At 59.6% G+C, this 23153-nt stretch carries 19 protein-coding genes and 1 tRNA gene; 9 read left to right on the top strand and 11 right to left on the bottom strand.

Going from position 1 to position 23153, the window contains the following annotated elements:
* Positions 1–725: 725 nt before the first annotated feature.
* The 4 genes from rne (at position 726) to IG627_RS17325 (ending at position 5243) form a co-directional block, all read left to right on the top strand.
* Positions 726–3629, top strand: coding sequence for a ribonuclease E (rne, locus tag IG627_RS17310; protein WP_193193945.1), 2904 nt, complete (start codon positions 726–728; stop codon positions 3627–3629).
* A gap of 118 nt (positions 3630–3747) precedes the next feature.
* Positions 3748–3835, top strand: a tRNA-Ser gene (locus IG627_RS17315).
* Between the two features lie 572 nt (positions 3836–4407).
* Positions 4408–5004 carry a hypothetical protein gene (locus IG627_RS17320; protein WP_226865370.1) on the top strand — a complete coding sequence of 199 codons (597 nt, stop codon included), beginning with the start codon at positions 4408–4410 and terminating at the stop codon, positions 5002–5004.
* Positions 5001–5243, top strand: a complete 243-nt coding sequence (locus IG627_RS17325) for a hypothetical protein (RefSeq protein WP_193193948.1) — start codon at positions 5001–5003, stop codon at positions 5241–5243. The genes IG627_RS17320 and IG627_RS17325 overlap by 4 nt, the downstream gene beginning before the upstream one ends.
* 1006 nt (positions 5244–6249) lie before the next feature.
* On the opposite strand, the gene IG627_RS17330 is transcribed toward IG627_RS17325, so the two are convergent.
* From IG627_RS17330 to IG627_RS17375, 10 genes are all read right to left on the bottom strand, one after another.
* Positions 6250–6615, bottom strand: a complete 366-nt coding sequence (locus IG627_RS17330) for a hypothetical protein (RefSeq protein WP_193193950.1) — start codon at positions 6613–6615, stop codon at positions 6250–6252.
* Positions 6605–6796: a hypothetical protein gene (locus tag IG627_RS17335; protein WP_193193951.1), complete on the bottom strand. Its 192-nt coding sequence runs from the start codon at positions 6794–6796 to the stop codon at positions 6605–6607. Before IG627_RS17335 ends, IG627_RS17330 begins: the two co-directional genes overlap by 11 nt.
* 178 nt (positions 6797–6974) lie before the next feature.
* Entirely contained in the window at positions 6975–7820 is an 846-nt protein-coding gene (locus IG627_RS17340) for a hypothetical protein (RefSeq protein WP_193193953.1), read from the bottom strand.
* Positions 7821–8233: 413 nt separating this feature from the next.
* Entirely contained in the window at positions 8234–9733 is a 1500-nt protein-coding gene (locus IG627_RS17345) for a DNA primase family protein (RefSeq protein ID WP_193193955.1), read from the bottom strand.
* A 1-nt stretch (position 9734) separates the two neighbouring features.
* Complete coding sequence (locus tag IG627_RS17350; protein ID WP_193193957.1) at positions 9735–10610, bottom strand: phage NrS-1 polymerase family protein; 876 nt, start codon at positions 10608–10610, stop codon at positions 9735–9737.
* Positions 10611–10693: 83 nt separating this feature from the next.
* Positions 10694–10897 carry an AlpA family transcriptional regulator gene (locus IG627_RS17355; RefSeq protein WP_319024595.1) on the bottom strand — a complete coding sequence of 68 codons (204 nt, stop codon included), beginning with the start codon at positions 10895–10897 and terminating at the stop codon, positions 10694–10696.
* 119 nt (positions 10898–11016) lie between these two features.
* Positions 11017–11535: a hypothetical protein gene (locus tag IG627_RS17360; RefSeq protein WP_193193959.1), complete on the bottom strand. Its 519-nt coding sequence runs from the start codon at positions 11533–11535 to the stop codon at positions 11017–11019.
* On the bottom strand, positions 11532–12806 hold the full coding sequence (locus tag IG627_RS17365) for a tyrosine-type recombinase/integrase (protein ID WP_193193961.1): 1275 nt from the start codon (positions 12804–12806) through the stop codon (positions 11532–11534). Before IG627_RS17365 ends, IG627_RS17360 begins: the two co-directional genes overlap by 4 nt.
* Before the next feature lie 610 nt (positions 12807–13416).
* A complete protein-coding gene (locus tag IG627_RS17370) occupies positions 13417–13995 on the bottom strand; it encodes a hypothetical protein (protein ID WP_193193963.1) in 579 nt (192 codons plus the stop codon).
* Positions 13996–14546: 551 nt separating this feature from the next.
* On the bottom strand, positions 14547–14831 hold the full coding sequence (locus IG627_RS17375) for a hypothetical protein (protein WP_193193965.1): 285 nt from the start codon (positions 14829–14831) through the stop codon (positions 14547–14549).
* Between the two features lie 158 nt (positions 14832–14989).
* On the opposite strand from IG627_RS17375, the gene IG627_RS17380 reads away from it, so the two are divergent.
* Positions 14990–15397, top strand: coding sequence for a YybH family protein (locus IG627_RS17380; RefSeq protein WP_193193967.1), 408 nt, complete (start codon positions 14990–14992; stop codon positions 15395–15397).
* A 63-nt stretch (positions 15398–15460) separates the two neighbouring features.
* Here the strand turns inward: IG627_RS17380 and IG627_RS17385 are convergent, their stop codons facing one another.
* Positions 15461–16207 carry a TorF family putative porin gene (locus tag IG627_RS17385; RefSeq protein ID WP_193193968.1) on the bottom strand — a complete coding sequence of 249 codons (747 nt, stop codon included), beginning with the start codon at positions 16205–16207 and terminating at the stop codon, positions 15461–15463.
* A gap of 245 nt (positions 16208–16452) precedes the next feature.
* On the opposite strand from IG627_RS17385, the gene IG627_RS17390 reads away from it, so the two are divergent.
* From IG627_RS17390 to IG627_RS17405, 4 genes are read left to right on the top strand one after another with little or no spacing between them, the layout of a single operon-like run.
* On the top strand, positions 16453–17160 hold the full coding sequence (locus IG627_RS17390) for a TVP38/TMEM64 family protein (RefSeq protein WP_193193970.1): 708 nt from the start codon (positions 16453–16455) through the stop codon (positions 17158–17160).
* Positions 17160–19400, top strand: a complete 2241-nt coding sequence (locus IG627_RS17395; RefSeq protein ID WP_193193972.1) for a glucosidase family protein — start codon at positions 17160–17162, stop codon at positions 19398–19400. Before IG627_RS17390 ends, IG627_RS17395 begins: the two co-directional genes overlap by 1 nt.
* Complete coding sequence (locus IG627_RS17400) at positions 19400–20674, top strand: glycosyltransferase (RefSeq protein WP_193193974.1); 1275 nt, start codon at positions 19400–19402, stop codon at positions 20672–20674. Before IG627_RS17395 ends, IG627_RS17400 begins: the two co-directional genes overlap by 1 nt.
* Positions 20675–20684: 10 nt before the next feature.
* Positions 20685–23135, top strand: coding sequence for an endonuclease/exonuclease/phosphatase family protein (locus IG627_RS17405; RefSeq protein WP_193193976.1), 2451 nt, complete (start codon positions 20685–20687; stop codon positions 23133–23135).
* Positions 23136–23153: the final 18 nt, after the last annotated feature.

Consider the following 23153-nt stretch of genomic DNA (forward strand, 5'->3'; position numbering starts at 1 on the left):
ATTACAAGCCACAGGCATCGTTCCAGAGAAAATACCGCCAATCGGCCGGTGCGCGCCCGGCAATACTGAGCTGAGCCGCGTCATTGACAAAACTTCGCCGACTAGGTTTGCCCCGCCTATACAGTTTCCGGGCGCCTCGCCGGCTACAACAGCCCGCCAATGTGCGGGTATTTATCGCGAAGGTAAGACGGGCCGTAGCCCGCAGCGCTTGAAAGGACGACTCAGATACTTGCGTCCCGCTCTGTAGAAGCCGCCAGCGACCGCACTGGCAACCCGGGTGACGACGGTTACACCCACCCGGCGATACAACACACAGAACCGAGGGGGTTCGGCCACAAGCCGACCTGACAGAGCCGAACGAAAGACGCAAACCTCGCCGCCCGCAACAACCAGAGGGCGGCGCCCAGCCGGAAAGAGCCTGAATGCTATTGCAAAAGGCGCCAAGCCAGAACTGGGTAGTACGCAATAAAAGGTACTAAAGGTACAGGTACTAAAACTAGAAAGTACCAACAGATACTGCGCCATTTGCGCGTATCCAGAGTTAAAGCAGTGTGACAACCGGGCTGAACCCCGCCCTGCCCCACCCGTATAGGTTTTGCTGTCGGCTGTGGGCAGCGCCTCCCGGAGTCCCTGCGGCCCCACGGTCCTGTCCGTGAGGCAGCCAATCAACAAGCCTGCGAACTTCGGTGTCCTGCCTTTGCGCAACGCAAGGAAACAAGACACGCATGAAGAGAATGCTGATCAATGCAACTCAGCCCGAAGAGTTGCGCGTAGCCCTGGTCGACGGCCAGTGGCTCTACGACCTGGATATCGAAAACCGCACCCGCCAGCAGAAAAAAGCCAATATCTACAAGGGCAAGATCACCCGCGTAGAACCCTCCCTGGAAGCTGCCTTTGTCGATTACGGTGAAGAGCGCCACGGCTTCCTGCCGCTGAAAGAGATCTCCCGCGAATATTTCATGAAGCAGCCCAAGGACATCGAGGGCCGCATCAAGATCAAGGATGTGGTCAAGGAGGGCATGGAAGTCATTGTGCAGGTGGACAAGGAAGAGCGCGGCAACAAGGGCGCAGCTTTGACCACTTTTATCAGTCTCGCTGGCCGCTACCTGGTGCTGATGCCGAACAACCCGCGCGCCGGCGGCATCTCCCGTCGCATCGAGGGCGACGAGCGCTCCGATCTGCGCGACGCCCTTTCCGCCGTAGAAGTACCTTCCGGTATGGGCATTATCGTGCGCACTGCGGGCGTCGGCCGCAGCGGCGAAGAGCTCCAATGGGACCTCAACTATCTGCTGCAGCTCTGGGATGCAATCAAGACGGAAGCTGACACCTCCAAGGCGCCGCACTTCCTGTTCCAGGAGAGCAACGTCATCATCCGCGCGATTCGCGACTATATGCGCGACGATATCGGCGAAGTCATCGTCGACGACAAGGGTGCCTACCAGCTGGCTGCGGAGTTTGCGCGCCAGGTGATGCCCCACTACGCCAACAAGGTGAAGTACTACGAAGACGCCATTCCGCTCTTCAATCGCTACCAGATCGAGAGCCAGATAGAGACCGCCTTCGAGCGCGAAGTGAAACTGCCCTCCGGCGGCTCCATCGTGATCGACGTGACCGAAGCCCTGGTATCCATCGACATCAACTCCTCCCGCGCCACCAAAGGCGGCGACATCGAGGAGACGGCGCGCAATATCAACCTGGAAGCTGCGGACGAGATCGCCCGCCAGCTGCGCCTGCGCGATATGGGCGGCCTGGTGGTCATCGACTTTATCGACATGCAGAACAAGGGCAACCAGCGCGAAGTGGAAAAGCGCATGGAGAAGGCGCTGAGCATGGATCGCGCCCGTGTACAGATAGGCCGCATCTCCCGCTTTGGCCTGCTGGAAATGTCCCGCCAGCGCCTGCGCCCCTCCCTGGGTGAAACCACCTTCCGTGTCTGCCCGCGCTGTAGCGGCCAGGGCACCATTCGCGGCACCAAGTCCCTGGCCCTGTCCATACTGCGCCTGGTGGAAGAAGAGGCGAAGAAGGAGCGCAGCGCAGAGATCCGCGCGATCACTCCCGTGAACGTCGCCACCTACCTGCTGAACGAAAAGCGCAAGACCATCTCCCAGATCGAGTCCCGCAACAACACCCGCGTGGTCGTTGTGCCCAATGCCGAGATGGAGACACCACACTTCGAAGTCCAGCGCCTGCGCGACGACGAGACCGGTACCGTGGAAACCTCCTACAAGATTTCCGGCACCGTTGAAGAAACCATCGCCAAGAAGGAAGAGGAGCCGACTCGCGCTCCAACGCAACCGGCCGTCCAGCAGATTGCACACACGGCTCCGGCCCCCACACCGGCACCGGAGAAAAAACCCGAGCCGGGTCTGTTCAGTCGCCTGATCAGCGCCATCGCCGGACTGTTTGAGGGCGAAGGCGACAAGACCAGGAAGCACAAGAAGACCAAGGGCCGCGGCAAGGACTACCAGAAGCAGCGCAGCCGCGGCCAGCGCAGCGGTCGCGGTGCTCGCGGCAGTCGCCCCTCCCGCCGCCGCGAGGATCGGCGCGACGAAGGCAAACAGGAAGGCAAGCGCGACGCTCGCCGTGAAGAGCGCAAGGAAGAGAAACGCTCCCCTATACGCGAGGCCAAAGCCGAAGAGAGCCGCGAAACCGGACAGGAGCGCGCGACCGGTGAAGGCCAGCGCCGCAGGCGCCGCCGCCGTGGCGGTGAGGGCAGGCGTCGACGCGAAGAAGGCAAGACTCCAGCTGTAGAAACCGAAGTCACTGCTGAGAGCACCGAACAGGTAGAGGAAACCAGCGAACAGCGCCCTGCCCGCCGCCCCAGCAATGTGCGCGGTCGTCCCCAGGCCCGCCGTCGCGGCCGCCGCGGAGACAATGCCGCTGCAGCAGCTGTGGCCCAGAGCCAGGAGGAACTGGAGCGCGAGGTCAATGAAGCCATAGATGAAGCCGAGGGCGAAAGCAAAAAGTCCGAAGCCAAAATCGCTGCGACCCGCGAGCCACAGGTAATAGCTCCGACACCCGCCGAGCAGAAGCCTGAGAAAGCTGTCGAGGCCGAAAAGCCCGAGCAGCCGATTGCGGAAGCCGCAAAGGCAGCTGAGATCACCGAAGCGCCCCTGCCCTCGGAAACTCCGGCAGAGCAGCCGGCGGTTGAGGTTGCAGAAGAGAAGGCACCTGTAGCTGCAACTGAAAAGCCCGAACTGCAGCCGGTAGCGGAAGAGGCGGCCACGCCCGAGGAAGTGAAATCCGAAGTCGCAGAAGTCGCAGAGGAAGCCTCTCCGGCAGAGACAGCGGCCGAAGCGGAAGTTGCCCAAGTGACCGAAACTGCCGCAGAGAAGGAAGAGGTAGCCGCAGTGGAAGTGGAAACTGCAGTCACGTCGGAACCGGTAGCCGAAGCACCCCGCGGACGCGCCGGCAACGACCCGCGGGTGAACCCGCAGCCGCTGCGCGAACTCGCAATCGTCACTGAGCACCGGGATCTCGGCCAGCTGCAACCCCTGGACACTGCCCAGCCCGCAGCCATCGAGCACAAACCGCGCCCGCTGTCCCGCCCGACCAACGACCCCCGCGTCGCCCGTCAGCCAGTGCAGGCGAACGATAGCGTCGACAACAACTCGGCGGAGGCTAGTTAAAGCGGGTTTTCAAGTGAGTTAGCTGGTTTATTAACCAGCTAACTCATTGAACTAGCTAAAAAAATCGTCCGCACCCTTGTACCGGAAAACTCGCCCGGTATAATGCGCCGGACAATCTGGTGGGGTGGCTGAGTGGTCGAAAGCGGCGGTCTTGAAAACCGTTGACTGTAACAGGTCCCAGGGTTCGAATCCCTGCCCCACCGCCATTTCTGAACGTAAGGCCCTGATTTTTCAGGGCTTTTTTATGCCTGCTGTGTTTGCTCCCCCATCTGTTCCCCCACCACTGTAAAACTCCTTGCCAGTATGTGGGGGAACGAGTAGCTGGAATTTCACAGTGGGGGTGTAGGCTGCCGGCGCCGTATGGCCAGCCCGACCGCAGAAAGCACCGCGGGGGACCCGGCATTGCGGCACAGTGCCTTCCTCCCATGGACGCTTCAGCTCGCCCCGGCACACGCGTCTGTGCTCAGTACCCATATTGTGCCAGGGGCGTAGGAACTGAATTCCCGGGAGAAAAAGCAGACCGCAAGCCGACCGCCCAGGGACACCCGGACGCCTCGTCTGTGCTGCATTTCGTCCGGACTGCTGGAGAAGTGCCGAGGGCACCCCTCGGTCGCAGAGGAAAGCCGTAACTGGTCGGTGGACCCGTTCAGCGCACTAGCGGCAATCTCCCCCAGCCTTCCCACAATTGGACTGAGCCCCCAAGCTCCCCCGTGGATTTCTTGGGCCTACGATCGCGCCCTCTTCTCGCTTATTTACTATGGGTGCCTGCTTTGCTGTAATGGCGAAAAAATCAGACCAAGGGCTTACAAGGATGAAAGCGACTCATAAATTCGCAGAAGATAAATACGAAACATTGAGAGACAGCGCGCGGAACCTTGCGGCAACGACACTGCCGCGCATCATGTCGAACGGTAAGGGGCAGGCTATAAGCTTGCGTGAGTCTGTCCGGCTCGCCGGAATAGACCTCCACACACGGCTGAAAGCGAAGAGCTGGGACGATTCACCATTCAGGCAAGTGACTTGGGATTGGTCGGATTTGGTTTCAGATTATGTCCGGCTCCACCCAAAGCGCTTCGAGCTTGCCGTCTGGTACCGCGACCTGTTCCTGTGCGGCCTTTCCATTGGCAGACCCACATGGAGCGACAATAAATTGCGACTGGACTTTATCGAAGCCAGCCCAGAAGAGACGCCGCTTACCGGCTTGATTACCGATATCACAATCGCAGCCGCCGAAGCCTACGCGGATGTGATAGGGGTGGTACAGTTGCGAATTATGAACCCGATCAATGACAAGGTGCGGGCGCACTACTTGGCAAAGGGGCGCGGCTTTACCTATGACCGGCGGGGCAATTACTGCTTCAAGGATCTGGCATGAAACAGCATCGACCGAAACCCGGCACCAAAGAGTTTGATGATTGGCTCCTCGAGCGCGCCGAGGCCAGAAGTAAAGAGCTATTCAAGAATGGCCCGGCTGATTTCGATGAGCGCGGAGCAATCTCCGGAAGCGAGGAGTCTCTAACGTCCACCGACGCCGAGGCATTCCCGGACGAGTTGGAAGAGTACCGCCCGGAGGAGAGAAAGCCGCGGCTAGTTCCGAAGAAGAAAAAAGACTGAGCCTGTCGCATCCTCGACGCTTCCGTGTACCCTCCCGGCATCGGCCGCCCTCGCCTGCACGGCCGCCAAAATGCGCCGGCACTAACGCCGTCCCAGATTGATATTCGAGCCGAGCGGAACGCCGCCGCCGAGGTGGCGCCCGGCCACAGAGGCTAGACCGCAATCACGCGGTGCGGCGAGCCAAACCTGTGGATACTTTCAGGCATGGATTTTAATTCAGTCTTTAAATAATCCCACATGTGAATAAATCCACATGTGTGGTAATTTAATAGAATTTTGCACGAATAACGAAATGTTATACAGATTCTAAGCGTTAGAATCCAGGGATTTTATTTCGTTATCGGCTATTTCTGCCGATCTATCCGGACCTATAGATAGCCGCCTAATATTCTTATATTTACCTCAATTTCTACACAGCGCTGTACTTCCATACAGCATTCCTAAATTTTTGCAGTAACGAGAAAATCGAAAACCGTAGCGGGTGTGCTACTTGGCTCGGTGGATAACAGCGGCTCGCGTTGGCCCGTGGTCCTGCGATTTCAGTCGGAGCGGCCCGCGGCCGGCAGCTCCCGGAGCGGGTTTTGGGGGTCGGGCGCGGTCACCGCTAACGGAGGGGGGCCCGGCCGCCCAGCCGCGGTCAGCGTCGCCACGGGGGGTGCCCGCCGTCAGGCCGCGGGGCCGCCTGGTTCCCGGCAATGTGGCGATCCCGGCGCGAAGCCGGGTCGCCGTCGGAGCGATGGCCCCCCCCCGGGTGGTCGGCAGCGTGCCCACAGTGGTGCGTCGTCGGGAGCCCTCCCCATCCGGGTAAATTTCGCTCCAAATTGCTAAAAACTATTAAGGCCAGGTACTTAATGTGTTAAGGAAACTTAACTTTTGTGCGAGGACCGGTCGGTCACAATGAAAACTCCGGCCGGGGTGGGGGGCTCCGCAGTACCTTTTCGCGCCAGAAAGTGATATTTTGACGCCAAAATCTATGAAAACGCGCCAAAATTAAGCATAACGGCGCTTAAGTTAATGATCTTCTCGACGCGATAGTTTCTTCGAGCCGCTTAACTGCTTTCTGGTAGCGGCGGTTGGCTTCTTCCACACGGGGGCGCCCCAGGGCTTGGGAATTTGTGTAGCCGTTAGCCTCTTCTCGCTCGAGCGCGCTCTGAAAGACGTCATTGGCGTCGCCAATGGCAATAAGCAAGTCGTGAGTCTGATTGTCTAGGACTAGGCCACCTTCGACAGCGATGATAGCTTCCTCTACAGCTCCATACTCTCGAGCAGCGTTCAATATAGCAGTGACTCTCTGGCGCTCCGCATTGATTCCTTGAAGGAGGAGGTCTGCATAAAGAGCGGGGCTCTGTTGCTTCAGCGCTCTAATGTCCATAGGGGAGGTCCTTCTCTGTATTGGTTAGCTGTCGATAAATATCAAGTTTTTCTGCCGGGCTAGCAGCAGCTGCGGCGCCTTGAATGAGGCGGGTTCTTTCCGTAGCGATGCCGATGCCGCGGATTGCCTCGGCCAACTCAGGGTTTTCGGCTCTGAATTTATCAAGCTCGTCATGGTTCATGGGTGCATCCTCTTAGATGGGTAGTGCCCCGCTCACAATAGGGCGGGGTTTCGGCGAAGCTGCCGAATCCACAGTGTAGTCGCAGGTTATTCGCGTGCGCCGCCGGTCTCGCGGCAAGTCTGGGCCGCTATGAACCAGGTTCGGCGCCGGCAGGTTTAGTGACCGGCACCATTCAATGTTATCCGCGGGGGTCTATGCGCTGGCGGAGCGGCTCAGGCCGGGCGGCGGGCTTCGATAGTTCGCCATCCGCAGGAACCGCCATCCCTGTCCGCTCATCGAAAGCGAGCTTGCGGGGTGCCGGTGCCCTCAAATCGGCCTGCTGGTGGACCGCCCCGGGTACTGGCGCGGCCGGCGCCTGCTGCGATTGGTCCCCGTCGGCCGTGGTTGCAGGCTGCTCTTCGGTGGTCCTGCTAGCCATACCGCGGGCTGTCTCGGCCAGTATGGCGCTGCCCGCGCTTAGGGACTTGCCGTGTGGCCCCGGCGACGGGATCAAGCCCAAGAGCTGCCGCCTCAGGTGCATATCTTCAGTAGCGCTCATTACCGCCTGCACCCAGGTTGCAGAGATCGCCCGGTCACCCACAGGCACAACGGAGCGTTTCAAGCTTTCGCGCAAGCTGTGCCTATCGTCAGTGGATAGCAAGCCCACAATATCGGGAGTATCGAGGCCGATAGAAGCGGGGGTAAGAGCATCCTCGCGGTCCGCCAGCGTTCTGGCCAGTTGGTCGATCAGTTTGACGGCTTTATTCGTGAGCTTGTTGTACTCCTCGAGGGCTTGGTCGGCTGCGTCGGCGATGCCCTCTAACAGCGTCTTGCGGCTTTTGGCACGGTCTGCAGCGGCCTCGGCGGCCAGGCGCTCCTGCTCCAGCTTCTCGGCCCGCTCCAGTATGGTGAGTTTCTCACGCAGTTGTGCGCGCTTGCTGGCTATCTGGTCGATATCCGAAAGGTCCGGGGCCGGCGCCAGAGCCTGTAACTCCACTTCGGTCTCGGCTTTTCGCTGCCGAATTTCGGTTAACTTGTCGTCCATTGATTTGCGCCTCCGTAGCGCTAGTGTTGTGGTCACAATTGACCGTTTTGAAAACCTCATCCCCCCACTGGGAAATTCACAGGGGAGCAGTTGCAGCGAATGCAGCAGTTTTTCTTAATATGTTGGATACTTTGTATATGCACATACATATTTCTCTGTACGTTACTTCCTATAGAAAAACTGCTGCATCTGCTGCGTAGATAATCCATATCTGTCTGATACTGTCTAAAGCGTTCCAGGATTACGCAGCAGTTACGCAGCAAAACGGCCAAAATATGCAGCAGTTGCAGCAAGGCTCTGTGGAAAAACGCGCCTTGAAAATTTTCAGGGATTTTAAAAATTCCCAAAATTTTCGATTTTTGGAGACGCAGCAGTTTTTGCAGCAGTTTTGCAGCATACCTGCTGCGCGTTTCTCACCGGCTCGGCCCAGGAAATGGGGCCACATTTCCGACAGCTCCCCCCGTGGATTCCGTCACCCCCACGCCGTAAAAGCCACGCATCCGTTTTCCATCTACCAGCACCGATGCAGCCCGCCGCGCACCCTTCCAGCGCAGCGCATCAGCCAGGGCGGTCAGCATGCGCCGCCGCGGCATTTGCTGGTAGCCGTTCCCAGCTGCCCACAGGCGGTATGCCCCCCAGAGCGTCTCGTCGCTGGCTCTGTGATCGGGTCCGCAGATCAATACCGTATCGATAAACTCAGCCATGCTGCCGTCGGGAGCCGCCAGGGTGGCCAGTTCATCGAGGGAAGATTGCGGCAGCTCGAATCGGCCACGCGCGGCAAGGCGTTTCCAGCCTTCGACCGCCCACGCGGCAATGCCCGGGAGTTCCCCCTGCAGGCGCTGCACCAGCGTGGGATCCTCGCGGCCGATAAAACTTTGATCGAATACGAGCGGCACGAAGCGGTGGGCCGCGGCGGCGCTGTCATCCCACAGGGTGGGGGCCGAGTTGCACGCGAAAAACAGTTTCGTCGGAATCGGAGCGCTCAGGGCGTGTTGCTGGTAGAGCTGTGGAATATCCACGCTTTCCCCGGCGGTGATTCGTTTGAATAGGCCGAGGACGGCGCGCGCATTGCGAGGCGCTGGACCTACCGCATCTGAATCAATGCCGACGTGCGCACGGGCAAGGCTCGACAGAACTTTAGGGTTATCCAGTTCCCCCAGTGTGAAAGCCGCAGCGCCAGGCGCCCCACCGTGCAGCGCTTCGAGAATGGCCAGTAAAACCCCTTTGCCTGCGCGCTGCGGACCGATCAGAAGAACGGCTTTGTGTAGCCCGAGGCTCGCCCGGCAAAAGGTCCAACCGAAAATCTCCTGTGCCAGCGCGATACGTGCGGGCTCGTTGGAGAATATTTCGGCGACCCACGCCGAAAACCGAGGCGCGATCGCAGCGGGATCATAGTTCACGGATAGGGTGCGGGTATTCCGATCCGCGGGGCAAATCGGGCGTAAAGAACCGGTACTTAATTCCAGGGCGCCATTCAAGAAAAACGCCACAGGTTCCGTAGGGTCTGGGGTTCCGATCCGTGGGGCTTGATCCTTCAGCACTTGCAAAGTGCCGCTCAGTAGATTGTGCGTTACCGCTTTCGGGCCGCTGGAAAGTGCACGGGCCATAACCGCCCGCAAGTCGCTATCTGGTACCGGCTCCCAGGCGCACCCGTTGAACCAATGAAGCGCACCGCCCAGAATTCCAAGGCGATTCCCAAACGTGCCGGAAAGCAGTTGTAGCGCATTTGTTAAATGGTCGCCGCTATTGTGGGTGGGCGCGGGGGCGACTTCCGGAAAAGGTAGTAGCGGGAGTGGTTCACCAAGTACGATGGGGGCAGGCGATGATTCCACACTGGGGGACTGCTGCTGGACGGAATAAACCGTCTGCTGTCGGGCCACGGCGTTTGAAATTGTGCGGCGTAGGTATTCCATATCAGCGATTCCACTTGTCCCGCACCAGGGCCGATTGCCACATCAGCCGGTGCACAGCCTCGCAGTTGCGGCCGGTCCAGAACGCAAGGTGTTGGGCAAGAGCGGCGTCTGCGCTGCTCCGGTCGTATATATCCCCTGTAGCGCTGGGATAGGCGCGGGCCAGTGCGTCTTCGTTGGCTGTCCACAGATCCCAGAAAGTCGCCCGGCCACCGAATACGGCACCGCCACTCGTAGCGCTGCAGGCTTTTTCGATGATTTCCTCATCCGTCAGGGGTGTCCATGCCGGGTCTGGCTCGGTTGTCCATTCGGCGCCGTTGGGCGCGGAGTCGTGGTCTAGATGTAGATAAGTTTCAACCAGCCAGTCGAGGGCCTCAGGGGGCGCGAGCGTCGAAATATCCCCGCTGGCGTTGGTGCCCGTCAGAGCTACGAAGCGGCCGCCTGTATAAAATTCCACGTTGCCGCGGCGATTGCGATGGGGCCGACTGGGGCGCCCAGTCCCGATAATGTGGATACCGGTTCCACTGGTGCTGACTTCGTAATAGCAGCCAGGAAAGCGAGCGATAATCTCGCCAGCTTCTTCAGATAGTGCGCCGGTCTGCGGGTCGCGGCAGTGGTCCAGGTCGATCAGAAAACGACCGTCATTTTCGTAGAAAAACAGCCCCACGCCGTACTCAGGACCTAACGCGCGGGCAACCGTCGCAGCCGTCGCGTAATCTGTGCAGTGCTCGTCCGGGGAGCCCTGCCAGTCGCCGCCCTTGAGAAAGGGCGTCCCGGTGCGGGGGTCGATCGGTATTTTCTTGACCTTAGGTGTGCCGGGGACACGTCTCCACACTAGGTGGCGGTTGGGTGTTGACGCCTCGGATGTGGTATGATTCATGGGCACCTGCTTCTTGCTTCGGATCGGGTGACAAATTCCATCGCTCAAGCCCCTGCAGTCTCGCCACTCAGGGGCTTTTTCTTTTATGCGCGGCGTTGGGAAAGCTTGCCCCGTATCCAGGCGTCAATTTCACGACTGTCCCAGCCAACGGCACGAGGCCCAAGCTTCACATTTTTGGGAAAGTCGCCTTTGCTCATTAGCTCGTAAACAGCGGACCGGGGAAGCCCTGTTTTGCTCTGCACTTCCGGCAGGCGAAGGATTCGGGGAGAGATTGTTTCAGTAGTCACGGCTAGCTCCGAGGATTTCCGAGAAAGAACGCTAGCACTATGGTGGGAGGAGCGGCCTCAAACAACGCACGGAGGGGCCTTATTTCGGAAGTTAGGGGCCTTATTTCGGAAAGGGCGGGCTACTGCGACACAGCATCCAAATGCGCGGCAACCAACCCGGAAACTATATTCTCTGCCTGCCTCGGTGTCGGTTTCGGCCCTTCGCCGCACCTAGCGAGTGCTCTTCTGACAATTTCAGCCCTGGCCCCCCGTTTATCTAAATCCCCACAATCCCGCACTTCTCTACGTGCGAACTCACGGAACTGATCATACTGCCTCCCTTTCCGTCCACCTTCGGCGCCACATGTGCGCGCGCGCGCGGCACTCGCGTCAATTGAAAGCTGCGTTGCGAGGCGCTCAATTAGCAGACGGAAATTCCCATTTGGGTTTTCAGGGTCCCGGTGTTTATCTATCTCCTCGACTGCGGACGCCAGCAGAAACGATTGGTTATTAATTAAGACTACGGCCGCGTGCATATAGCCGCGTATCGTCTCAAACTCCTCAGCCAATCCAGCCTCCTTAATCCGCTCTAATGCAGAATCAGCGTCCAAAGCGACTGAATCAAATTTGATTAAAAGCTCTTTTATATTCTCTCTCACGCCGTTACCTCCCTTGTGTGGAATTCCAAAATTTTTCCTTTCCGGCTAGCCGTTACAAAATCAGCCCATTCCCGCATTAGCTGCCGCCGCAGTTCCAGCAGATCGCCACGACGGTAGGCCGCTTCCACGTCATCGCCGATGGTATGCGCCAAGGCCATTTCGCAAACATGATTCGGCGCTTTGCTACATTCCGCTGCCCAATCCCGAAATGCGGAGCGAAATCCGTGCATGGTGATCACGCTGCCGTTTTCGTCACGCCACCCAATGCTGTCTTCAGCATGTTTTATTTCGTCCAGGCCTCGAATTTTCATTAGCATGGCCATGTTGGAAAGTGGCCGCCCTGCCCTGGCGCCGGGGAATAAGTAATCACAGGATTCCACACGGGGGAGGCGCTTTAGTTCAGCTACCGCGGCTGGCGAAAGCGGGACCCGATGGTTCTTGCCGGCTTTCATGCGCTCACCGGGAACCATCCAGATTTTGCCCTCGAGGTTAATCTCTTTCCACGTAGCCCCAAGCACCTCGGCAGTTCGCAGCGTGGTCAATATCGTCAACCGCACCGCCGCCGCGCTCAGGTCTTCATGCGTGGCTATCGCGCTCCAGAATTCCGGGGCCTGTTTCCACGGGAGAGCGGCATGGTGGCCGCGGGTGCCCTGCTTCTGCCGGGTCAATAGCAGCTCCAGGTGCCCACGCCAAGCGGCGACATTCTCGCCCTGGCGCAGTCCCTGTGCCTTCGCGGCGTTCAGGATGATCTCTATTCGGTTTCGCACTCGGCGCGCGGTTTCCGGCTTGCTATGCCAGATCGGCGTGAGTACGGCGAGAACATCCTCTGTGGTTATCTCGGCGGCCTGCTTCCGTCCGATCACGGGGAAGGCGAATTTCTCGAGGGTGTTCTCCCACTGCTGGGCATGCTTGGCGCTCTTCCAGCCCGGCCGCTGCGCCTCGATATAGGCGCGAGCCAGCTCCGAAAAGCTCGGCTGTGTCTTCTCCTTCGATGCCCGCAGCATCGCGGCCCGCTGCGCTCTTCGCTCCTCAACTGGATCAACGCCGTTCAGGATCAGCCCGCGCTGCGCCGCCGCGGACACACGGGCCTGCTTGAGGCTGACGGCCGGAACAGAGCCAAGGCCCATTTCCCGGCGTTTCCCGTTCAGCTGGTAACGAAAAACCCAACTACGACTGCCGTTGGCCTTAACGACCAGGCGCAACCCGTCGCCATCTTCATAGGTACCCGGTGTGGATAAATTTTCGACCTGCTTGGGTTTCAGTTTGGCCATCTGTTCCCCCACTCCTCCGCTGGTTGGGTTCGCCCCCACTTCTCGGGGTGTTTCTGAATTACTCCGCCTAACTCTCTGTTCCCCCACCTGTTCCCCCACTTTGAGTCAGAAACAGGCGGAAGGCCTTAGACGTCCTTGGATTCAAGATAGTCTACAGGCCCCGTGATTGCTTTGCATTGCTGGATTTTGTTGGAACTTACCAGAAACTAATTTGGAGGACTGCCCCACCGCCATACAAAAAAAACCGGCCTTTTGCCGGGTTTTTTTTTATGGGGGTGGGGGAGGAAGTGGGTGGGGAGCCCCGTTCGAGCCGGAGGGCGCAGCCCGGAGACCAGCGAGCGCAGCGAAGCTAATCCCTGCCCCAACTGTCATACAAGGAAAGCCGCCTTTATACCGGTTTTTTTGTATGGCGGTGGGGCAGGATTTGGATGAGAACCCCCGTTCGAGCCGAAGGGCGCAGCCCGGAGACCAGCGAGCGCAGCGAAGCCAATCCCTGCTCCCGCCGCCATACGAGGAAACCCGGCTTTATGCCGGGTTTCCTCGTATGGCAGTGAGGCAGGTCTGAATGAGAACCCCCGTTCGAGCCAGAGGGCGCAGCTTGGAGACCAAACTATTCAACGCCCGCCATGACTTCGCCATTCCCTCTATCTGGTGACAAATCCTGGTTGGGCACTGAGGGCGTTGTAGGTGTCCTTATATCAATGGCGTTATTGATCAGGAGCCCCGTCAACTCCATTACTTCGGCTGTATCGAGGCCGCCATTGGCTTGAAGCTGGCACAGTCCAAACATGCCAATACCCAAATAGGTATTTCTTTCCGTATTGTTTCGGAGCGACACTATTTCATTTGTAATAGTAAGTGCTAAAGCCTTCTCTTCTTCTGAACTTTTATTTGAGACATCGAGCCCCTTTAGAACCCCCAAGAGTTCATTGCTGACATTCACATTCCCACTTTTCTCATGGAATACCTCAGCGCCCTGAATACACCCACTTCCGTCCTGGTTTACAAATGCGACGCTATTTTTTGGGCTCCATACGAAAAGCCTTGAACTTGGAGATTTCCCATCACTGCCCGCTGGACTCAATTCAGAGAACGACATCATAGGTTTAGTTTCACCATACCATCCTTCGAGAACGCTGGTACAACCTGAAATGAGCGCGACCAGCAGAAACAAAAAACCCTTCTTCATTGTCAACATCCTTACTTTTACCCTGAAACCTATCGACATACCCCAAAGTGCAGGCCGCTATACCTGCACGATCCTGCAAAGTCACTCTGAATTTTCAACCTCCTTTCCGCGTTTTATTCCTGGCACCTCCCTTGCAACTTCTGACGAGTTCACCAGCTCCTCAACACACCTTTCTGCAACGAATTCGGCATGTTTTCATTACTCAAGACTTGAAGTCTTCTCACACACCGAATATCACCTGACGCTCTATCAAGCAAAATAATCCCCTCTATCTACTTTTTATGACAGATTAATGAATCATCCCGCAAGGTATTTATTCATGGGCCGACACAGTTGTAGATTTCCTCAATCAGCAGTACATTGATCGAAGAAGCCGCCAGAGAAGAGCGTTCAAATTACAGGCCGCCTCCTCAAGCTGCGGGTAAGGATAGCACTGATGCATGAAGCCACCGGCAGTTGGCGCAGAACAAGTCTCACTCAAAATTAATTCAACATCTCGCCCACTTCGATGGCAGCTATTTTCCACCCCCGCCCCTCTGTTTACGTCCATCTCAACGCGCCAGATTCCCCCGCAATTCCTCGAGAAGGAGCACAGGCTGTATGCAGATTTCCGCGTTCATAACCTCGAAAAATGTCTCGTTGTATTCCACCAGCTTTGCCTGCTCTTTCTCTTCAAAAATGAATGTTGCCGCCCGCTTCCCATCCGAAAGGTGAAAATAGGCGGCTTCCGGATTGGCCGCCTTAACAAACTCCTCGATAGCCGCCGGCAGGGATCCATCGGCCACCCCGGCATTCCCCTTATCCACCGGTATCAAGACTTGCATCATCAGTCGCATGACTCCTCCTCAAAAGTGGGTAACTCGTTGCGTCCAACCATAGACAGGTATTTTGATCTGTTGCTGATTCTGGAGACAATTAAGAGGAGAGATTTGGAGGACCACATCAGATTCTTCCTCTAAGATTGCACACAGATGTAAATTTTCAGGAAGGATCTATGGACGCCAAACAGGAAGCGGAAATTCTCGGAATGAAAGATGCATGGTATGCCGCACTGAACGCGATGCTGGAAGGTGATCCCGGGCCATTTTCGGAGATCTACTCCCACGCTGAGGATGCCACCTATCTATCGGCAATGGGAAGCATATGCATTGGCTGGAACAATATCTGGAAAGACTGGCAGCAACAGGCCAGGGACTCCCGCGGCGGATTTACCGAGGAAATTGAAAGTCACATTCATATGATCGGTGATGTCGCAGTGATCCATAGTCTGGGGCGTGCATTGCTGAAGGAGGACACCGGCGCCGAGGGGGAACACCAGGTGCGCGAAACCTCCGTTTTACACAGGGATTCTGGCCAGTGGAAAATTGTGGCACATCACGCCGACGCCCTCCTTCCACGCTGAAGCTGTGACCCGGCTACCGGCGCAAAGACCAGGTAGCCGGGCGGCGGAAAACCACCATGCTCTCTAGAAATTGCGTGTCACGCCAAACACCCAACGCCCATCAGTCAACTTTGGACTCGCAAAAAATGAATCCACGCCGTCAGTATCGTACCAGCGCAGGTCGAAAGAGAAGTCGCCGCAGGTCTGGGTAACTCCTACGTCGTAGTAAGCGAAGTTCAGGAAGTCGAATCTGCCTTCAAAGGTCTGCTCACCGATACGGCCGGAAATGGAAAAATTGCGCGGCAGATCGTAGCCCAAGGTAACCTCATAGGCGAAGGCGGACACTTCATCGAGAAAGTCCTCACCGAAATAGTTATCTGCGTACCAGAAGCTGGGACTGATGCTTAATTTGTCCTTCGAATAGCTCGGCGTCAGGTAAATTTCGGCGTAGTCGAGATTGGACTTGGAGCCCGGGTAATTGTAGGACCAGTAGCCAAGATCAAAGCTGAAGTTCGTCTCGCCGATATCCCGGGCTATGCCGATATAGGGGTCCAACTCCATACTGTTGCCCGTGCCACCGAAATCGGTATTGGATAACCAGAGCCCTATATAGATACCGTTGTCGTGGGACCAGTTCATGTCCCCCTGGACCGCGGGGCGATTGTTGGAGTTGGAAATGCTGCGGAACATATAGTCGGTGGTGAACAGCAGACTGCCGCTGACATTGTCCAGGAAACCGTTTCCGTTTTCCTCGGCACCGTAGGCCGACCCGCCGCCAACGACCAGGGCAAAACAGCCCGGTGCCAACGCCTTTAAATTCGGACACTTCATACAATGGTCCTTCAATATCGCCATTCCATTGGCGGGATAAGTTGCGGCAGTCCTTCTTTTCCCTGCAATGCGTATAGTCACTGGGCTGCAATATTCAAGATCCCGCCCCCAAAGTGTCGTCCCTGTCGCCGGGACCGGTCGGTCCAGTCGTCAATGGCGTTCATACCCGCAATCTGTCGCGGTTGGCTAGTCTATAAATTGGCAATAACCATTTATGCGCATTCGAATCGATTGCGAGCGGTGGCATGACGGCAAAGTATTCAGCGGTATGGCTCATCCTGGCTTGCACCCTGGCGGTGTCCGTCGCCGTCGGATTGCTGTTCTACTTCGATCTCGATGACCGCATCATCGAGGTGCTCCAGTGGCTGGAGGCGCGTGGCTGGCAGGCCAGCCTGCTGTTTATCCTGATTATCGCGGTGGCCATAGTGGTGCTGGCGCCCGGGGTGATTTTCACCATGGGGGCGGGCTTTGTGTTCGGCGTGGTCAAGGGCACCCTGCTGGTGATTGCCGGCACGGTACTGGGCGCCACCCTCGCCTTCCTGATTGCCCGCTACCTGTTCGGTGAGCGCCCCTCCCGCTGGCTGATGTCCCACATCAAGCCGCCGACAATCGGTGAGGTCATACGTCGGGAGGGTTGGAGAATGGTCATGCTGACACGCCTGGTGCCACTGTTTCCGTTCAAGCTCTCCAACTACTTTTTCGGGTTGACTCCGGTGCGCCTGTGGGACTTCGTGCTCGGCAACGCTCTGGGGATTATTCCGATCACACTGCACAATGTTTACCTCGGCTCCATTGCCGCCGACCTCACTACAATGGGGCAACTGGATGAACGAACACCGGCACAGTGGGCATTCTACGGAGTGGGATTCGTACTGGCGGTGATAGCGGTTATCGGCTTGACGCGAATGGCGCGCCGTGCGCTCAAGGAAAAAATAGAAAGCGAGGATCTGTGATGCCCTGGATGAAATGGCTCCCCTGGCGATTCTTCGTGCGCAGGTTTGCCACCTCGCACGGATTCCTGGACCCGCTAGCGCTAATGGCACGCCTGCAGCGTTTCGCCGAGCCCTCGGAAGTGAGCGAGCCGATCGAATTGCTGCGTGCCGGCGCCATCTTCCACGCTCGCGCGCTGATCAACAGCAAGGTCATTCAGCACAATCTCGACTGGGTATGGCCCTACTGGATAGAGCGTCAGTTCGACCCCCGCGACGAGTCCTTTATTCCGCGCGCCTTTTCCATTACCCATTGCAATCTCAGCCACCGCAACTGGACGGCCGTGGGTGTGCCGGACTGCGAGGAGATGCCGGTGGTGGATCCCCGCGGCATGTTGACCCCTCACTACGACGGCTGGTCGATTGACGCCTGGGTGATAGGCGCGAACGGCGAGCAGCTGATTCCGTCAAAGCTGAAAGACTGTGATCAGCGCCTGGAAATGGACGAGAATATTTCCGTCGTCACCGAATCGGCACAGGGCAACCTTAAGCTGCACAACTGCGCGCGGGTGGAAAGGGACAGCGCCGGTGCCCACTGTTTACTGGACCTGAAAGCCGAGAGCACCGACGGCGGCTGGCTGGCAGTGGCACTGCGCCCCTGTAACCCCGAGGGTGTCGCTTTCGTACACAAGGTGCGCCTGGACGACAACCGTCGCCACTGGCTGGTCGAAGACAAGCTCGCAGTGGATTTCGAGCGGCCGGTGGATAAACACCTGGCCTCCGACTACCGTCACGGTGACATCTACCTGCACCTGCAGGACAAGGGCGGCCGCGTGCACGGCGAATGCGAAGTGGGCATGGCCTCGGCGGCGGCGCTGTTCCGTATCGAGGCCGGTGAGCCGGTGCATATCGGCGTCAGGATTCCGCTGCACAGCGACAGGCGAGGCAGCCACAAGCCCGTTGGTTGGCCGGACAGCCTGCAACACCACTGTGCCATGTCGGTGCCGGACGAGCAGTTCCAGTTCCTGTATGACGCCGCTATTCGCACCCTGGTGCTGCACTCACCCAGGGATGTCTACCCGGGCCCTTACACCTACAAGCGCTTCTGGTTCAGGGACGCCGCCTTTATGATCCAGTCGCTGCTGCAGGCCGGCCTGGTGGAGCGGGCCGAGCGGGCGCTGGACCAGTTCCCCCACCGGCAGAAGCGCGACGGCTTCTTCCACTCCCAGGATGGCGAGTGGGACTCCAACGGCGAGGCACTGTGGATTTTCGATCTCTACTGCCAACTCACCAACCGACCGCTGAAAACTGCCTGGCGCGACCCGATATTGCGCGGCGCCAGCTGGATCACCGGCAAGCGGTTGCCCAAGGACGGCAGCCGCTGCGGCGGCCTGCTGCCGGCGGGTTTCAGCGCCGAGCACCTGGGGCCCAACGATTGCTACTACTGGGACGACTTCTGGGGCGTCGCCGGTCTGCACGCCGCTTCAAATATCTGCGAACGCGAGGGCCTCGCCAACGACGCCCACACCTTTAACGCCCAGGCCAACGATTTCCAGCAGACCATTGACGAGAGCCTGGCCGCGGCCATGGAGCGCCTGGGCAGGCCGGCGATGCCCGCCTCCCCCAACCGGCGCCTCGATGCCGGTGCCATAGGGTCCATCACCGCCGGCTACCCGTTGCAGCTGTATCCACCGGATGACCCGCGCCTCACCGACCTGGCGAACTATCTGATCGACAACTGTTTCGTCAGCGGGGGCTTTTTCCAGGACATGATCCACTCCGGCATCAACGCCTACCTGACGCTGCATATCGCCCAGGTACTCCTGCGCGCCGGCGATCCCCGCTGCCTGGATCTGATGCGCAGCGTGGCACGGCTCGCATCCCCCACCGGCCAGTGGCCCGAAGCCATACACCCGCACTCCCTCGGCGGTTGTATGGGCGACGGCCAGCACGCCTGGGCCGCGGCCGAGTGGGTGGCCATGCAGCGCAACTGCTTTGTGCGCGAGGAGGGAGACACCCTGGTGCTGGCATCCGGACTGCCACCGCAGTGGCTGGCAGACGAGGCGGCACAGGAGCCAATCCGCTTCGGCCCCGCACTCACCCGCTTCGGCAAGATCACCCTGGAGATCACCCCCGGCGCCAGTCCCAGGGTGGCCTGGAGCGCGGACTGGTACCGGGATGCGCCGCCGATCGAGGTGCGTGCACTCGGCTTCAAGCCGGCTACTGCCGTGCCGGAGTTGGACCATGTGGAGCTGTCGGCATAGTGAATATCGTCATGCTCACCAATACCTACCTGCCCCACGTGGGCGGCGTAGCGCGCTCTGTGGCGGCTTTTAGCGATGAATACCGCCGGCGCGGGCACCGGGTACTGATAGTCGCGCCGGAATTTGCCGAAAAGATCAGCGACGAAAAAGACGTGGTGCGTATTCACGCAATCCAGAATTTCAACGGCAGTGACTTCTCCGTGGCCCTGCCCTTTTCCGGTCACCTGAGTGAGCGGCTCGACGAGTTCCGTCCGGATATCGTTCACGCACACCATCCCTTCCTGCTCGGCATGACCGCACTGCGCATAGCGCGCTCGCGGGAGTTGCCGCTGGTGTTCACCCACCACACCCTCTACGAACGCTACACACACTATGTGCCGGCCGACTCAGAGGCACTGAAACGATTTGTCATCGAGCTGGCCAGCCGCTACGCGAATCTGGCCAGCCTGGTATTTGCGCCAAGCACCAGCATCGCCGAACTGCTGCGCGAACGGGGCGTGAAAACGCCTATTGCCGAAGTCCCCACCGGGGTCCAGCTGGAGAAATTCAGCGGCGGCAACGGCAAAAAGGCGCGCGAAAAGTACCGCATCCCGGAATCGTCTTTTGTGCTCGGCCACCTGGGCCGGCTGGCACCGGAGAAAAACCTGGAGTTTCTCGCCGCCGCGGTGGCGGAGTTCATGCAGGGGCACCCCGATGTACATTTCCTCCTTGTGGGTAGCGGGCCCACAGGGACGCAGATCGGCAATCTCTTTGCCAGCCGCGGCCTGGGCGCGCGCCTCCATATGTCGGGCACACTGCGGGGCGAAGAGCAGCGCGACGCCTACTGCGCCATGGACGGCTTTGTATTTGCCTCCACCAGCGAGACCCAGGGCATGGTGTTGACCGAGGCCATGGCCGCCGGCGTGCCCGTGATCGCCCTGGACGCCAACGGCACCCGCGAAGTGGTGCGCGACGGCGGCAACGGCCGTCTGCTCAAGCGTGAGGATCGCGCCGATTTTGCCGCCGCGCTGCAATGGCTCTACAAACTGCCACAGTCGCGCCGTCGCCAACTCACCGTCGAGGCGCGGCGCACCGCCGAGGACTTTTCCATGGAAAACTGCGCCGGGCGCGCGCTGGAACTCTACGAACCCCTGCTCAAGCACAACTGGCCCCTGGACGACTCCCTCTACGCCCAGTGGCAGCGCCTCGGCAAGCTGATCGGCGCCCAGTGGGAAATCCTCGAGGGCGTGGGCGCCGCCGCCGGAGCCGCCTTCCAGAATACGACACCGCGGTGAGCCTCCGGCCATGCTGACGCGCATTGAGACAGCCCTGCGCCGCTGGCGCCGCCGCTTCAGCCGCAGCGAGTGGATGGCGCGACTGCTCAAGCTGCCCACCAGCGAGAGCCACCCCAGCGCCCACGGCCTGGTGCTGATCCAGGTGGACGGTCTCGCCTATCCGCAGCTGCAGAAAGCGCTGGCGAAAAAGCGCATGCCCTTCCTGCGCCGACTGATCCGCAAGGAGCACTACCACCTGGAACACCTGTTTCCCGGCGTGCCCTCCACTACTCCGGCAGTGCAGGCGGAACTCTTCTACGGCCAGCGCGCCGTGGTGCCGGCCTTCGCCTTTATGGTGCGCGACACCCAACAGCTGGTGCGCATGTACGATCCCGAGGCGGCCACGCTGGTGGAAGAGCGCCTGAAGAAGATCGTCTCCGATCCACTGCTGAAGGGCGGCAGCTGCTACCTGAGCCTGTTCCGCGCCGGCACCGAGGACGGCGAGGCCCACTTCTGCCCCGCCTCCCAGGGCTGGGGGCCGTCCCTGCGTGAGGCCAGCCCCTGGAAGGTGCTGCTGTTGCTGCTCAGCAATATCTGGGGCCTGCTGCGCACCCTCGGCCTGCTGGTGGTGGAGACGGTGTTGGCGCTGGTGGACCTGGTGCGTGGGGTTATCCAGGGTCAGGATTTCTGGCGCGAGTTGATGTTCGTGCCCACCCGCGTGGCGGTGACCATACTGATGCGCGAGCTGTGCACCTTTGGTGTCAAGATAGATATCGCCCGCGGTCTGCCGGTGATTTACATTAACCTGCTCGGCTACGACGAGCAGTCCCACCGCCGTGGCCCCGACTCCGCCTTCGCCCACTGGACCCTGAAAGGCATCGACGACGCCATAGGGCGCATCTGGCGCGCCGCGCACCGATCCGAGCGACGCCACTACGATGTGTGGATCTTCTCCGACCACGGCCAGGAGCACACGGAGGCCTACGAAAGCCGCCATGGTCGCAGCCTCGGCGACGCTCTGGCAGAAGCCCTGGCGGAATTGCCCAACCGCCTCAGCGACTACCGCTCCGCCGGCCGCCGCGGCGTGCAGCTGGAACCCGCGCGCATGTTCGGCGCCGAGTGGATCGGGAAATTTATTCCCGGCGACTCCCCGGATCATCCGCACAGCCAGTCGCCCCTGGCCCTGACCGGTCTGGGTCCGGTGGCCATGCTCTACAACCTGGATCTGAACGGAACGCCGCCGGCCGACGTGGCGCGGTTGATCGTGGAGAAAGCCAGGATTCCACTGGTCCTGTACCGATCCGGACCGGAAACAGATGCGTCGGTTCTCGGCTGGTGCAAGGAGGGCCCGGTGCGGCTGCCGGAAGACGGCCCGCGTCTGTTGGGCGAAGACCACCCTTTCATCGAGGAGACGGCGATAGACCTGGCGCGCCTGTGCCGGCACCCGGACGCTGGTGAGTTCGTGATGTGCGGCTGGTGCGCCGGCGAGAAGCCCATGACCTTTGCCGTGGAAAACGGCAGCCACGGCGGTCCCGGCCCCAATGAGACCCACGCCTTTGCCCTGCTACCGGCGGATTTCCCGCCACCGGAACAGGGCCACTGGCGCGCCGAGGACCTCAGGCTCGCCGCCCAGCGCTTCCTGCAGGAGATGGAACCGGCACCGCCAATGCCGCGCCCGCAGAGCTCCAGAACCCTGCGGGTGATGACCTACAACGTGCACAGCTGCCTGGGCCTCGACGGTAAATACTCGCCGCGCCGCGTCGCCCGCATCATCGCCCGCTACCAGCCGGATGTGGTCGCACTGCAGGAGCTCGACGTGACCCGGCCGCGCAGCGGCGGTGTGGACCAGGCGGAGCAGATCGCCAGGTACCTGGCCATGGAATACCAGTTCCACCCGGCCATTCATATGGAAGAAGAACTCTACGGCGACGCCATTCTCACGCGCCTGCCGATGCGCCTGGTCAAAAAGGACATTCTCCCCGGGCCGCCGCCGCGCAGCGGCGTCCGCCTGGTACCCACGGTGGACGAGCCCCGCGGCGCCATCTGGATCGAAGTGGAGCTGAACGGCGAGAAGATACAGATTCTCAATACCCACCTGGGTCTCGACAAGGCCGAGCGGTTGCGCCAGGTGGACGCCCTGCTCGGCCCCGAGTGGCTGTCACACACAGAGTGCAGCGGCCCCAAGATACTACTGGGAGATTTCAACGCCCTGCCCAGCTCCGCCGAGTACAAACGCCTGTGCGGCCGGCTGCACGACGTGCAGTTGCACGCGCCGCGACACAAGCCCCAGGGCACCTTTCCCAGCCGCATGACCCAGGTGCGTATCGACTACATCTTCGCCGAGCGGCACCTGAAGGTGAAAAGAATCCTGGTACCGCGCAACGAGCTGACCCGAGTCACCTCGGATCACCTGCCGCTCATTGCAGATATCCAGCTGCCGAGGATCGGGAAATGGAAGAAGACCGGAGCATCCAGCCAATGACTTGATGGTCCCGTCCCC

Origin of the sequence: Microbulbifer taiwanensis, from assembly GCF_014904815.1 — a bacterium.
In the GTDB taxonomy this organism is placed as follows: domain Bacteria; phylum Pseudomonadota; class Gammaproteobacteria; order Pseudomonadales; family Cellvibrionaceae; genus Microbulbifer; species Microbulbifer taiwanensis.